Source organism: Streptomyces sp. NPDC020742 (assembly GCF_040641675.1).
GTDB lineage: Bacteria > Actinomycetota > Actinomycetes > Streptomycetales > Streptomycetaceae > Streptomyces.
The window spans coordinates 160,252-173,402 of record NZ_JBFAEA010000012.1 but is presented as its reverse complement, the minus strand read 5'-3'; the positions used below and the strand labels follow the sequence as shown (position 1 = coordinate 173,402).

11 protein-coding genes are annotated in these 13,151 nt (G+C 74.4%); 3 read left to right on the top strand and 8 right to left on the bottom strand.

The genetic code is table 11. The features are described from left to right. Positions 1-190 precede the first annotated feature (190 nt). From AB0G84_RS21695 to AB0G84_RS21685, 3 genes are all read left to right on the top strand, one after another. On the top strand, positions 191-712 hold the full coding sequence (locus tag AB0G84_RS21695) for a GNAT family N-acetyltransferase (RefSeq protein ID WP_361323009.1): 522 nt from the start codon (positions 191-193) through the stop codon (positions 710-712). Between the two features lie 210 nt (positions 713-922). Next, positions 923-2,332: a competence protein CoiA family protein gene (locus AB0G84_RS21690; RefSeq protein WP_361323006.1), complete on the top strand. Its 1,410-nt coding sequence runs from the start codon at positions 923-925 to the stop codon at positions 2,330-2,332. 719 nt (positions 2,333-3,051) lie between these two features. Continuing rightward, on the top strand, positions 3,052-3,558 hold the full coding sequence (locus tag AB0G84_RS21685) for a hypothetical protein (RefSeq protein ID WP_361323004.1): 507 nt from the start codon (positions 3,052-3,054) through the stop codon (positions 3,556-3,558). 137 nt (positions 3,559-3,695) lie between these two features. Here the strand turns inward: AB0G84_RS21685 and AB0G84_RS21680 are convergent, their stop codons facing one another. The 8 genes from AB0G84_RS21680 to AB0G84_RS21645 form a co-directional block, all read right to left on the bottom strand. Further along, the gene (locus AB0G84_RS21680) at positions 3,696-4,133 is read right to left on the bottom strand and encodes a VOC family protein (protein ID WP_361323001.1); all 438 of its coding nucleotides are present in this window, start codon (positions 4,131-4,133) and stop codon (positions 3,696-3,698) included. 57 nt (positions 4,134-4,190) lie between these two features. Next, positions 4,191-4,643 carry a hypothetical protein gene (locus AB0G84_RS21675; RefSeq protein ID WP_361322998.1) on the bottom strand — a complete coding sequence of 151 codons (453 nt, stop codon included), beginning with the start codon at positions 4,641-4,643 and terminating at the stop codon, positions 4,191-4,193. A 236-nt stretch (positions 4,644-4,879) separates the two neighbouring features. Then, positions 4,880-6,112 carry an FAD-dependent oxidoreductase gene (locus AB0G84_RS21670; protein WP_361322995.1) on the bottom strand — a complete coding sequence of 411 codons (1,233 nt, stop codon included), beginning with the start codon at positions 6,110-6,112 and terminating at the stop codon, positions 4,880-4,882. Between the two features lie 212 nt (positions 6,113-6,324). After that, on the bottom strand, positions 6,325-7,089 hold the full coding sequence (locus AB0G84_RS21665; protein ID WP_361322992.1) for an aldolase/citrate lyase family protein: 765 nt from the start codon (positions 7,087-7,089) through the stop codon (positions 6,325-6,327). 1 nt (position 7,090) lies between these two features. Further along, positions 7,091-8,338 carry a type III PLP-dependent enzyme gene (locus AB0G84_RS21660; protein WP_361322989.1) on the bottom strand — a complete coding sequence of 416 codons (1,248 nt, stop codon included), beginning with the start codon at positions 8,336-8,338 and terminating at the stop codon, positions 7,091-7,093. Next, complete coding sequence (locus AB0G84_RS21655; RefSeq protein ID WP_361322986.1) at positions 8,335-10,116, bottom strand: IucA/IucC family protein; 1,782 nt, start codon at positions 10,114-10,116, stop codon at positions 8,335-8,337. The genes AB0G84_RS21660 and AB0G84_RS21655 overlap by 4 nt, the downstream gene beginning before the upstream one ends. Beyond that, entirely contained in the window at positions 10,104-11,417 is a 1,314-nt protein-coding gene (locus AB0G84_RS21650) for an MFS transporter (protein ID WP_361322983.1), read from the bottom strand. Before AB0G84_RS21650 ends, AB0G84_RS21655 begins: the two co-directional genes overlap by 13 nt. After that, positions 11,414-13,138, bottom strand: coding sequence for an IucA/IucC family protein (locus AB0G84_RS21645; protein WP_361323155.1), 1,725 nt, complete (start codon positions 13,136-13,138; stop codon positions 11,414-11,416). Before AB0G84_RS21645 ends, AB0G84_RS21650 begins: the two co-directional genes overlap by 4 nt. Between the last annotated feature and the right edge of the window lie 13 nt (positions 13,139-13,151).

The window sequence follows — 13,151 nt, the reverse complement described above, 5'->3', positions numbered from 1 at the left end:
GCATTCGACCGGCAGCGACATACGCCATTGTGTGCCAGCCACGGGTGGCGCCGCGGAGAGGGGCCGGCGTGAGCGGGACAGGCCTGTCGAGCATGTCAGGGGCGGCACCACGATTGCGGCCGTCGTTGCCTACCCGGCCCGGGCCTCCCGGCGCAGAACCACCTGTCATGGTGGGCGCGTCTTCGCGGGCATGGCGAACATCTCGATACGGCCCGCAGGCCTGGGCGACCTGGACGCGATCGTCGACGTGCACGGTCAGGCGCGCACCGCCTACTACCTGGCCGGCGGGCTGACTCAGGGGGAAATCGACGGTCCGGGCGGGCCAGGGCAGCGGCGGGAGGCGTGGGCGCGTTGCCTGGAGTCGGATGGGAGGAAGGCGTGGTGTGCTCGTGAGGGAGACGGGGTCGTGGGCGCCGCGGCGATGGGCCCGCCGCTGAGCCCCGGCGCGGATGCCACCACAGTAGGCGAGCTCTACCAGATGCATGTCCTGCCGAGCCATTGGGGGAAGGGCATCGGCGGTCAACTGCACTCCCTTTTCGTGCAGTTCCTGCGCGAGGCTGACCTGCGGACGGGCCATGTCGAGGCGTGGGAACGGAACCACCGCGCACAGGCCTTCTACGCCCGGCACGGGTGGAAGCCGGACGGGCGTCGTCGCCCCGGCCCGGGCAACTCCAGCTATCTCGGCATGCGGCTCACCGTGACCGCGGATTGACCGTACAGGGAAGGAAGAAGGGGGCAGAGAGGGCGGAGTGCGTGCGCCTTGTCGGCCGTACGCCGATGCGGCCGCTTGGCAGCTCGGCCGGTGTCGGCCCGTTGCTCTCCGCTCCCGGTCGAACTCGTCGTCATACGATGCCTGTTGTCCGTGATCCAGGCCGTTCGGGCAGGTCGCACGGGATACGGCCGTCGTTAGGAGGTGTACGGGATGCCCTTCACTGCGTTACACCCGGATGCCGGCCGCCTCGACGCCACCCAGGATGATCTCGGGTGCGGGATGGACTGGTCCCGGCTGCACAAGGCCCGTCCCCGCATCGCGCTCACCTGCCCCGAGTGCGGCTGGGGTGTCCACGCCAAGCGTTCCCCGCACGGCGTGCGGTTCTTCTGCCACGATCCCGGTCGGCCGCCGTCGTGTGCGCTGTCGAACGAGTCGTGGGAACACCACATGCTCAAACTGGAGCTGGCAGGTGCGATCCGGGCCGCCGGCTGGTACGCCGAGCTGGAAGTCGCTGCCGCCGACGGCACGTGGCGGGCCGACGTCATGGCGTCCTCGCCGGACGGCGCGCGACGTATGGCCTGGGAGGCGCAGCTCTCGCCGATCACGGTGGAGGACATCCAGGCCCGCACCGCCCGCTACCGGGCCGAGGGGATCGCGGTCTGCTGGGTCTGCCCGCACAGCAGAGCGCCACAGTGGATGGGCACGGTGCCGGCGATACGGGTGCGCGCCCCGGAAGCGGGGGACCCGTGGACGGTGGACGACGGGATCGCCGGTTTCGACTTCGCCGCCGGTAGCTGGGTGGTGCAGGAGGCGGAGTTGCAGCGGTTCGTCCAGTGGACCCTTCTGGGGCAGGTGCTGCCGTGCCGAAGCCTGCCGCGGTACCGGCCGTTGGCCCGGACCGCCGACGGTCAGCCATGGGGGCAGAGGGACGGCTGGTGGACCTCCCGGCAGTCCGCTCGGGCGCAGGCCGAGCACGAGGAGATGCGTCAGCGTCAGGAGAAGGCGGAGCGGGAGCGCGAGGCGCGGAAGAAGGAGCAGGAGAGTGAGGCCGCGCGGAAGCGGGCGGTACACAATGAGGAGGCTCGGCAGCGTCGCGCGGAGAGGGACCGTCGACGCCGGCAGCTGCGCGAGAAGGAGGACGCTGCCCGCAAGGAGGAGGCGCGCCGGCTGCGGGCGGAGCACGACGCCCGCCACGCCCGGGAACTCGCCGAACGGACGGAGCGGGAACGTAGGGAGCGGACGGAGAAGGAACGCCATGCCGTGGCGACGGCGAAGGCGTGGTGGGACCGGCTGTCCCGGGAGCAGCTCCAGGAGCTGCTGGCCGCGGTGGCGGACCGGGCCTGGCGCGAGGAACGACTCCGGGTGGACATACCCGACAGCCCTGGCCTCGCGGCGCACTTCGCCTACGGGATACCGCTGCACTCCCGGGGCCCCGTCCACGCCCTGTACGGGATCGTGCGCCCCTGCCCCCAGCTCGTGTCCCTCTCGCCGCAGCTGTCGTTCCAACGCGCCTTCGTCCGGAACGCCCGGGAAGCCGGCGAGTTGAGCGAGGCCCTGACCGGACGCATCACCCACTTCGACCTGCCCGATCCACCAGGGCCGCGCCCCGATACGGGGTGACGCCCACGCCTGACACGACGCGCCCGCACCGTCGGTCCCGACGTCGGCATCGAGGTCCTCGGCGCCGTCACGGACTCCTCGGCGCTGGCGAACTCCTCGGCGCTGGCGAACTCCTTCGGTGAACGGACCCCGCTGGTCCGGCCGGCCGCCGGCCACGACCTACGGCGCAATCCCCTGCGCGGCCCCACCCCGGTCTCCCCGCACGCGCTGATCTGGCGCACCGACCATCCCGTACCCCGCACCCAGCGCGCTCCGCAGCCGCGACACGACGAGCGCGCCGATGGGCGGGATCCGGCGGCCCGGCCCGCACACTTGCTCCCACGAGTGGCCCGTGCCTCGTGCGCACCGTGCGCGGGCCGGGCCGCCGGCTGCACGCGCCGCTCGCCGCCCCGGAGCCAGCCGCCCGCGACGAGCAGTCCCCCCGTCCCGCTCTGCGCCTCCCTGCCGAGGGGCGCCGAGCCCACGCCGGAGTCCCCATGACAGCACCCCCGCCCGCACCTGCGCGTACGACAGCGCCCACGCACGCACCTTCGCGTACGTCCACCCCTACGCGTCTGTCCACGTCTGCACGAGCGCCCGCGCCCGTGTCCCCGCCTCCGCCCGCATCGCCGCCCGCACTGCCGTCCGCACTACCGCCCGCACTGCCGCGCGCCGCGAGCGGGCCGTCGTCGGGCGGTGACCGTGCCGGAGCGCGGGCGGAACCCGGCCTGGAGGCGCGGATGGCGGCCGTGGACGCCGCCATGACCGTGCGTCTGGAGGAGGCCGCCGTGGCCCATGAGGTGCGCACCGCGCACATCCGGACCGAGCAGGCCGGCCTGGCCGACGCCCTCACCGTGCCGCTCGCCCCCGAGTGGCAACCGCCCGCGCCGCCGGCGTACCCGACCCCGGTGGCTGCCCTCCTGGAGCGGGCCCACCGCCGCATAGCAGTGGGCGGCTGGTGCGCCGGAGCCCTCACCGACGGCCGGGGCGCGGTCTGTCTGCTGGGCGCCGTCCGGGAAGCGGCGGGCGGCGACCGGGGCCTGGAGGCCGGGGCGGTGCGCGTACTGATGGACGCCATCGAACGGCGCTTCGGCGACCGCGGGGCGCCCGGGCCGTCCGGACGGTCCGTACCGTCTGTGCCGCCCGTGCCCTCCGTGCCGTCCTTCAACGATGCCTGGGGAACCGGCCGCGTCCCGCTGCGCATACTGCACGAGGCTGCCGTGCTGGCCGATGCCCGAGGGGTGTAGGGATCCGGCCGTGCGGGGGGATCCTGCGGTGCGTGGAGGGACCCGGCCGTGCGTGTGGCGACCGGCGGTCTGCGAAGGTGGGTAGGTGTGGGCTGGCGGGAGCCGGCCACGGCCGGCGGTGTGTCGTCCTGCGTCGGTCAGAAGACCAGCTGCCCGATGCCCAGCATGTTGCCCTCGCTGTCGCGGAACCAGGCGCCGCGTTCGCCCCGGGCGCCCTTGCTCGGGTAGTTCCCGTCGATCTCGGCGATCCCGTTGCTCGTGTGTCCGCCACCCAGGAGTCCGGGCAGGTCGACGTCCTCGAAGACCACGCCGCGCCGGGTGAGTTCGGCCACCACGTGCTCGATGTCGTCGACCTCCCACGCCATCTGGGTGAACGTACCGGACGAGGCTCCCGTTGACCGGAACAGGACGAAGTCCGTGCCTGCGCACCGGTACAGCAGGCCGCCGGGCAGCTCGTCGACCGGGTCCAGCCCGAGCTTCTCCGAGTAGAAGCGCCGGGCCCGGTCCAGGTCCTGGGCCGGAAGCCTGGTCGCCGTGGACGCCCCGGCGAGAATGTCCCTGTTGTTGGTGTTCATTCCTCCACTCTGGCGTGCGCGGGGGCCGGGCGGGTGGATCGCCGGGGCAGGCGTCGCTCAGTCCGCCGGTGGGGGCGGTTGCGGCGGGCGGTGTTCGTCCGGGAGGGGGACGGCCGTGACGGCGTCCTCGCCCTGTTGTTCCGCGCGCAGTTGCCGGCCCGTCCCGGTCTCCCCCAGCCGCGGCCCGGCGGGGACGTCCGGGCCGTCGAAGCCGGGGCTGGTGAACTCCGGTGCGGAGAAGCCCGGGGCGGTGTCCGCGGCGGGGGCGGTGCCACCGGCGTCCGCGGAGGGGGCAGCACCCTCCGTGTCCGTGTCGGGGGCGGTGCCGACGGCGTCCTCGTCCGGGGCGGTGCTGCCGGGGCCCGGCGAGCTGAAGTCGGGTGAGGTGTAGCCGGGGTGGGGCAGGCCCATGGGGTCCGCCGTGACGTGTTCGGGCTGCTCGTCCAGGGGGCCGGCGGGGAAAGGACCGGGGCCGGTCCCGTCGGTGCGACGGGGTGCGGTGTCCTCCATGGTGGGGCTCCCTCCTGCGGAGCGGCGGCCGCCGGACGGGTCGCCCGGTCGCCGCCTCTCTCCGGTGCCGATGTACTGCGTCTGTCCCGGTGGCCGCCGGCCATGCCTGGCGGACGGGCGGGCCGCGGTGCGCAGGGCGGCACAGCGGCACAGCGGCGCACCGGCACAGCGGCACAGCGGCACAGCGGCGCCAGGGAACCCTCCGTCAATGCGTACGGGCCGCCGGCCGCGCCCCTTCAGGACAGCAGGTCGGTCAGCGGGACCTGCGGATCGGCGAGGCGCTGTGGGTCCACAGGCCGGCCGCTGGAGACCAGTTCCCGGATCTGGTCGGTGACGTCCCAGATGTTGACGTTCATGCCGGCCACTACCTGGCCGCCGGAGAGCCAGAAGGCGAGGAACTCCCGGGCGGCGGTGTCCCCCCGGAAGACGACGCGGTCGTATCCGCCGGGGGCGGCGTGGCCGGTGTACTCCATGCCCAGGTCGTACTGGTCGGTGAAGAAGTAGGGCAGCCGGTCGTAGCGGACGTCCTGGCCGAGCATCGCCTTGGCCGCGGTCCCCGGCTGGTGGAGCGCATTGGCCCAGTGCTCGACGCGCAGGTGCCGGTCCAGGACGGGGTGGTAGGCGTTGGCGACGTCGCCGGCCGCATGGACGTCCGGGTCGGAGGTGCGCAGCCGCTCGTCCACCACGATGCCGTTGTCGACGCGGAGGCCGGCCGCGGTGGCCAGTTCGGTGTTGGGGGTGACGCCGACGCCGACGATGACCGCATCGGCCGCGATCCGGGTGCCGTCGGCCAGCCGCACGCCGTCGGCGGTGCCGCCGGTGCCGGTGATCTCCGTGATCCGGGTGCCGCAGCGCAGGTCGACGTCGTGCTCGGTGTGCAGGGCGGCGAAGATCTCGGCGGCCTCGCGACCCAGTACCCCCAGCAGGGGCAGTTCGGCGGCCTCCAGTACGGTCACCGCGACCCCGGCGGTGCGGGCGGCGGCCGTGGTCTCCAGGCCGATCCATCCGGCGCCGATCACCACGATGCGGGTGGCGGAGCGGAAGACCTCCTTGAGCCGGTCGCTGTCCTCCAAGCGGCGCAGGAGGTGGACGCCGTGGAGGTTCGCGCCGGGCACCGGCAGCGGGCGGGGGGTGGCACCGGTGGCCAGCAGCAGTTTGGCGTAGCCGAGCCGGCTGCCGTCGGCGAGGGCCACCTCGTGGGCGGCCGGGTCGACGGCGGTGACGGGGGTGCCCAGCCGCAGGTCGACGTCGTGCTCGGCGTACCACTGGGGCGGGTGGACGTGGACCTGTTCCCGCTCGGTGTTGCCCATCAGGTAGCCCTTGGACAGCGGTGGCCGCTCGTAGGGCCGTTCGTGCTCGTCGCCCAGCAGCACCACGGGGCCGTCGAAGCCTTCCGCGCGCAGCGTCTCGGCGGCCTTCGCGCCGGCCAGCCCCGCGCCGGCGATGACGAATGCGGTGTTCCGGGCCATCTCGGGCTCCGCTCCCTCGGGTGATGATCGGTTCTGCGTCATCACCTACCCATGTGGGGCGGGGACGGGTGCCGCCGAAGGTGTGACCTGGGGGCCGGCAGCCCTCCTGGCGAGGGAGGTGGGGTGCGGCAGGAGGCGCGTCGGGACGGCGCGCCTCCTGCCAGAAGTGCGGGACGCGTGCCCTCCCGGACGTCCGGGAGGGCACGACGCGGTCAGCCCGCGGTCCGCTCCCGGTGTCCGCGCAGGGCACGCGCCGTCAGGTCGCGGTCCTCGCCCAGCACGAAGGCCGTGACACCGTCGGCGCGCCACTCGGCGCGGCGCTCCGGCGTGGTGGACATCGCGCAGAACGGCACGGCGTGGCGGGCGCAGGCGGCGCGCAGGGTGCGCACCGCCTCCTGGACGCGGGGGTGGCGGACCTGCCAGGGGACGCCGTAGGACTGCGAGAGGTCGCCGGGGCCGGGCAGGACCAGGTCGACCCCGCCCGGGGCGAGGATCTCGTCGATCGCCTCGACCCCCTCGGCGTCCTCCAGCAGCGCGATGACCATGATCTCCGCGTTGGCCCGGCGCAGGTACTCGGCCGGGTCGATCCGGCCGAAGCCGGGACCGCGGCCCCCGTTGAGCGAGCGCATGCCCTCGGGGGCGTAGCGGGCGGCGCGGATCGCGGTGTCGATGTCGGCGCGCCCGCGGACGTGCGGGATCACCACGCCCATCGCCCCGGCGTCCAGGGCCCGCAGGACGGCCCCGGGGTCGGCCTCGGGGACCCGGACGAAGGGGGTGAGCCCGGAGGTCTCGGCCGCTCGGATCAGGTGTTCCAGCTGCTGGGGGCCGACGAGGGTGTGCTCGGTGTCCAGGATGACGAAGTCGTAGCCGGCGCAGCCGATCATCTCGACGACGGTGGGATCGGGGAGCGTGCTGAACAGCCCGTATGCCTCCTCGCCGGCGGCGAGCTTGCGCCGGACCTCATTGGGGCGGAGCACCTCAGCCCTCCCCCGCCGCGTCGGCTTCCTCGGCGCCCAGGAAGTGGAAGCCGGGGCGCGGGTGCATCAGGAAGTCGTGGTGGGAGATGTTCCAGGCGTACGCCCCGGCGATCCCGAACACCACCCGGTCGCCGGCCCGGAGCCCGGGCGCCGGGACCGCGCGGGCGAGCACGTCCTTGGGGGTGCACAGCTGTCCGGTGACGGTGACCCGGTCGCCCTCGGCCGCCGACCGGGGCCAGGGGTGCGGCCAGGGCGCGTCGGACGGCACCACGGTGCAGGGCTGGTCGTGGCCCTTGGTGGCGGGGGTGCGCAGGTGGTGGGTGCCGCCGCGGACCACGGCGAACTCCTCGCCGTGGCTGTGCTTGACGTCCAGCACCTCGGTGGCGTACCAGCCGCAGTACGCGGTCAGCGCGCGGCCCGGCTCGATGCGCAGGGTGAGGTCGGGGTGGGCGTCGGCGAGCCGGGCCAGGCCCGCGCCGAAGGCGGCCCAGTCGAAGCGGCGCTCCGGGTGGGCGTAGTCGACGGCCATCCCGCCGCCGACGGTCACCTCGGACAGCGGTACGCGGTGCCGCTCGGCGAGCGCGGCGGCCCAGCTCACGATGGACTCCGCGACGGCGAGTTGCTCGGGCGCCTCCAGGCCGCTGGCCAAGTGGGCGTGGACGCCGCGGAGTTCGAGGTGCGGGTAGCGGCCGTCGGTGAGCAGGGCGACGACCTCGTCGGCCTGGTCGGGGTCGAGCCCGAAGGGGGTGGGCCGGCCGCCCATGGCGAGCGAGCTGCCGTCGAGGGAGCCGTCGTCGACGGGCAGGTTGAAGCGGGCGAGCACCGCGATCCGGCGTTCCGGGGCGAGCCGGGCGGCGAGGTCGGCGAGCATGTGGAGCTCGTGGACGCTCTCGACGTGGAAGCGCTCGACGCCGGTCTCCAGCGCCTGGGCGATCTCGGCGGGGGTCTTGCCCGGTCCGCCGAAGGCCAGCGGGGCGCCGGGCACGGTCTTGCCGACGTGCGCCAGCTCGCCGCCGGAGGAGACCTCGTAGCCGTCGACGTACGGGCGCAGCGCGGCCAGGATCTCCGGTTCCGGGTTGGCCTTGGCCGCGTAGTAGAGCTCGATGCGCTCGGGCAGCGCGGCCCGTACGGCGGCGAGGTGGTCGTGCAGCGCCGTCAGGTCGTAGAGGTAGGCGGGCAGTTCCTCGGACGTGAGGGCGTGGACGCGGTCGCGGACCGCGGGGGTGAGGTCGGGGGCGGGGGTGGTCATCGGGTGCTCCAGGGGGTGGTGTCGTCGGTGCGCTGCGCGCCCGACAGGACGGCCTCGGCCAGCGGGGAGGGCAGCCGCACATAGCCGGCCTCGCGGTCGGCCTTGCGCTCCCAGCGGGTGAGCAGGTTGGCCTTGGCGGGCAGCGGGACACCGGCCAGCAGGGCGGCCAGCCGCGGCGGGCAGCCGTGCCGGTCCGCGTGGGTCTGCAGGGTGCGGCGGACCTGGGCCCACAGCTCCGTCTCGGTGTCGGGGTGCAGGTCGGCGAGGGCGGCGAGCACCTCGGAGACGTGGTTGACCAGCAGGCAGTACACCACGCGGTCCCAGCCGCGCTGGGCGTCGTAGGTCATCGGCGCCGCGACCTCGGCGGGCAGTGAGGCCAGCAGTTCGGCGTGGTGCTCGGGGACGAGCTTGGTGCCCTCCAGGTCTCGGAAGAGCACCTGGGCGGGCATCCCGTCGCCGTCCACGCAGATCAGCACGTTCTGCAGATGCGGCTCCAGCACCAGTCCGTGGTCGAAGTACGCGGCGAGCACCGGCGGCAGCAGCAGGTTGAGGTAGGCGGCCCACCAGTCCAGTGCGGCCTGCCTGCTGGTGCCCGCCAGCAGCCGGGAGAGGTGGGCGGGGCCGGTGGGGTACTCGTCGGCGACGGCGGCGGCCAGCAGCGGGGTGGTGCCGGGCAGCAGCCGCTGGGACAGGCCCTCGCGGACGATCACGCCGAAGCCTTCGAGGAGCGCGGTGTCCGGGCGGCCGTCCGCGCCGGGCAGCGCCAGGCTGCGGTAGGCGGGCTCGTGGAGCACCGCGCTGCCGGGGAAGCGGGTGGCGAGGTCGGTGAGCGCGGGCGCCAGCAGGCGGGTGAGGGCCACGGCCCCGGAGAGTTCGTAACTGGCGTTCTTCCGGAGGCAGTTGGTGATCCGGACGTTCAGGCTGAACTTCAGGAAGTCGGCGCCGTCGTAGAGGGTGCGGACCGAGGCGGTGGCGGCGAACGGCGTTGCGGTGGTGCCCAGGACGCGGATGTCGTCGCGCTCCAGGGCCTCCCTGAGGCCGGGGTGGTCGCGCAGCAGCTCGTACTGCCAGGGGTGCGCGGGCAGCAGCCGGTAGCCCTCCGGGACGTCGGGGTGCAGCGCGTCCAGTACGGCGGTGGCGCCGTCCGCGCAGGACTCTTCGGCGATCAGTTCCGCGCGCACCGCGAGCAGCAGCAGCGGGAACTCTCCGCCGGTCTCGGGGGCGTAGGACTGCCAGGCGGTGGGGTCGCCGGTGCGGGCCTTGGGGGTGGGATGGAAGCGGTGGCCCAGGATCAGCGACTGCTCGGAGGCGACATAGGCGGTCTGCCAGTCGTCGGCGGCGGGCTCGGCGGCGGGCTGTTGCTCTCCGGCGCGGGCGGCCAGCGCGGCGGAAACGGCCTGGTGGCTGGAGGCGATCTGGTCCAGGAACTCGTCGTTGTCCACGCCGGTGCGCAGCGACAGCTCGGCGTGCGCATACGTGGCCAGGCGGCGCCAGTCGACCTCCGCCCAGCCGTCGGCGGTCTGCTCGAAGACCGGGCCGGTGAACCGGTGGGCGCCCAGCAGCGCGGTGCGGCGCAGGGCGACCCGCAGCAGCACCCCGCGGCGCGGCAGCCGGATCAGCAGCTGTCCGTCGTCGACGGCGGTCTGGTGCTCGGGGCCGGAGACCTCACGCAGCAGGCAGTTGAGCAGGGTGTGCGCCACGGCCTGGTCGGCGGTGGGCAGACCGGCGGGGGTGACGGGGGCCGGGGCGGTGCCGGGCGGGTTGGTCAGCGAGGGCATCGGGGGCTCCTGCGGGTGCGGAGAGTACGGGAGAGGCGGGGGACGGCGATCGCGGCCACGGTGACCAGCGCTATCGCGGTGCCGGTGACGACGGGGGCGGTGGGGCCGAACCAGTCGTTGCCGGCCGCGGCGGCCAAACCGGCGGCGACGGCACCGGCCTTGGAGAAGAACTCGATCGAGCCGAACAGGCCGCCGGGGGCACGGCCCCTGGCGCAGTCGGCGGCCAGCATCGACATACAGACCAGGCCCAGGGTGAGCCCGGCGCCGAGCACCAGGCGGACCGCGACGAAGGCGGTCAGCGAGTGGGCGACGCCGTGGCCGGCCAGGCCGAGCGCGATACAGCCGAAGCCGATCGCGATACCGAGGCGGGGGCGGTTGCGGAACAGGGAGTGCACCGCCATCGCCGCGACGAGGTAGCACATGTGCGGCAGCGCGAACAGGACACCGGACACCATCGGGCCGGTGCCCGGTATGCGCTCCTTGATGAGCGCGATGAGGTACGGGAAGGAGATGACGGTGGAGAAGACGAAGGCGAACTCCAGGGCGTACAGGGCCCGCAGGGAGCCGGCCGTGGCCCGTGGCGCGTCGGCCAGCGGGGCGGGCTCGGCGTCGGCGACGGCCTCGGCCGCGGTGGGCTCCGCCGCTTCGACCTCCGCGGTGGCTCGGGCGGGGGCGGCGGGTCGGCTCTGCGGCGGCTCCGGCAGCGCCGCCAGCATCACGGCGGCGGCCAGCGGGAGTACGGCCAGCAGCGCGTACTGCCGGTGCGGGGAGAGCCACGGCGTCAGCGAGCCGACCACGATCGGCGCGCACACCAGGGCCGCCCGTGCGCTGCCCTGCATCAGCGTCAGGGCGCGGGACAGGGCGTGACCCTCCAGGGCGGCCCCGAGGTAGCCGTTGGACGCCGCGAAGGTGCCGCCGAGGACGCCCTGGATGACCAGCGCGGTGGTGAAGGTGGCGAGCGAGTCGGCCCAGCCGGCCAGCAGGAAGGCGGCGGCGAGCCCCAACTGGGCGCGCAGCAGCAGCTTCTTGCGGCCGAAGCGGTCGGCGAGGCGGCCCCACAGCGGCGCGCCGATCGCGCCGAAGATGGTTGGCACGATGTACAGCAGGCCGGCCCAGCGGGCGGCGCCGTCGCCCAGCTCGGGCAGGATTTCGGTGAGGTAGGGCGGCAGGCCCAGCGCGGCGAAGGAGGCCACGAAGTAGCAGCCGGCCACGGCGTAGACCTGGCGGCGGGCGAGCCCGGGGCGGACCTTGGTCTCGACCGCGGCGTCGACCCGTCGGGGGGCGGTCTTCAGCGGGCTCATCGGATCGCCCCCGTCGGCAGCAGGTAGTTGGGGCCGGTGGTGTAGTGCTTGTTGATGTCGGCGGCTCCGGAGCGTTCCTTGGTCAGCAGGCTGCCGGCACTGACCATGGCCTTGACCGGCAGCTGCGGGGCGTCGAGGAGATGGGCGCGCAGTGCGGCGCCGGGTGCGCCGCCCAGCCTGTCGACGGCCTCGGCGAGCCGGTCGCGGACCAGGCCCAGAGTCCGGTCGAGCGGCGCCCGTCCGTGCCGGGCCAGCCCGAACGCGTAGGAGCCGGCGCACAGATGGACGGTGATGGTGGTGAACAGGTCGAGCACCGGCCGGTCGTGGTCGGCGAAGATCCGCGGGTCGGCGAAGGCGTCGGGGTCCGGGGCGTCGCTGCCGAGGGTCTCCCGCAGGCGGGCGGCGTTCAGGCGCGGGGCGTCGTTGTCCTTGAACAGCAGCCGCAGTCGGGTGCCGTCCGCGGTGCGGTCCAGGACCAGGGAGATGTTCTGCTGGTGGGATTCCAGGCCGATGCCATAGCCGAACAGCGTGGTCTGCCAGTCGAAGAGCAGCGCCCACATCGCGTCCAGCAGGGCCAGCGGGTCGCCGCCGTAGAAGCGGTCGGCGAGGTCGTCGACGACCAGCCGCCCGCCGGGCGCCCGGGCCAGCAGGGCGGCCATCGGGACGACGGTGGAGCGCTCCAGACCGGCCGGGTAGCGGCGGAGCAGCACGGCCAGCAGTTCGTGGTCGGCGTGCGCGTAGACGGTCTCGTCGGCCTGCAGAACCGATCCGGCGAACCGGGGTTCGCGGGCGATCACCCGCTCCAGCAGCCGCTGGCCCTCGGCGCCGTCGATGAGCGTACGGGGCTTGATGGTGCGGCGGTTGCGCAGCCCCAGCGTGGCGGTGGCCAGCGGGAGTTTCAGGTGCAGCCGGGGGTCGGCGTCCACGGCCACGGTCCGCATCGACAGCGTCGGCACCGCGTCGAGCAGCGCCCGCGCGGACAGCTCCGCGGCGCGCTCCAGGCCGGTCTCGCGCAGCGCCTCTGCGAGCGGATGGCCCAGCGTCAGCGGGTGGACGGGCAGCGCGAGGTGGCTGTCGTCGAGGTGCGGCAGATCCAGCTCCGCCGGGGTGGGCCAGCAGTCGGGCAGGGCCGGCGCCTGGCCCGTCACGGTGAGCGCGGTACGGGGCACGGCCAGCCACCGCAGCGCGAAGCGGGGAGCGAACTCCGGTGCGTAGGCGCGCAGTTGAGCCTCGTCCAGGCCGGAGCGGCCGCGGGCGGTCGGGTAGACGGGGTGGTCGAGGCGGGCGGCGAGCGCATCGTACGCCAGGCCGCCGTCCAGGCCCGGCCAGCCCTCGGCCAGTCCGCCATGACGCTCCGTCAGAAGACGGTCGGTCTCGTCCTGGGTGCGGGTGTGCAGCCGCATCGTCGCCAGGGTCTGCCGGCACTCCTCGGCGAAGGCGTCGAAGCCGGGCCGGTCGGCCGGATCGGCCAGCGCGCGCAGCGCGGTGAGGACGGCGTCGGTCGAGGTGAGCCGGGCGCCGTCGGTCTCCCGTATCAGCAGCGGCAGCCGGGCCGCGTGGGTGCCCTGGTAGCCGTCGGGGGCCAGCGGCAGCAGCAGGGCGCCGGTGTCCGGCCCGGCGGGCAGCCGCAGCCAGGGGCCGTCCGGCCGCTCCAGGAGGGTGCCGCGGGTGCGGAGTCCGACGACGTCCTCACGCAGCAGCGCGCTCAGCACCCGCAGCATCAGCTCGGGCTCC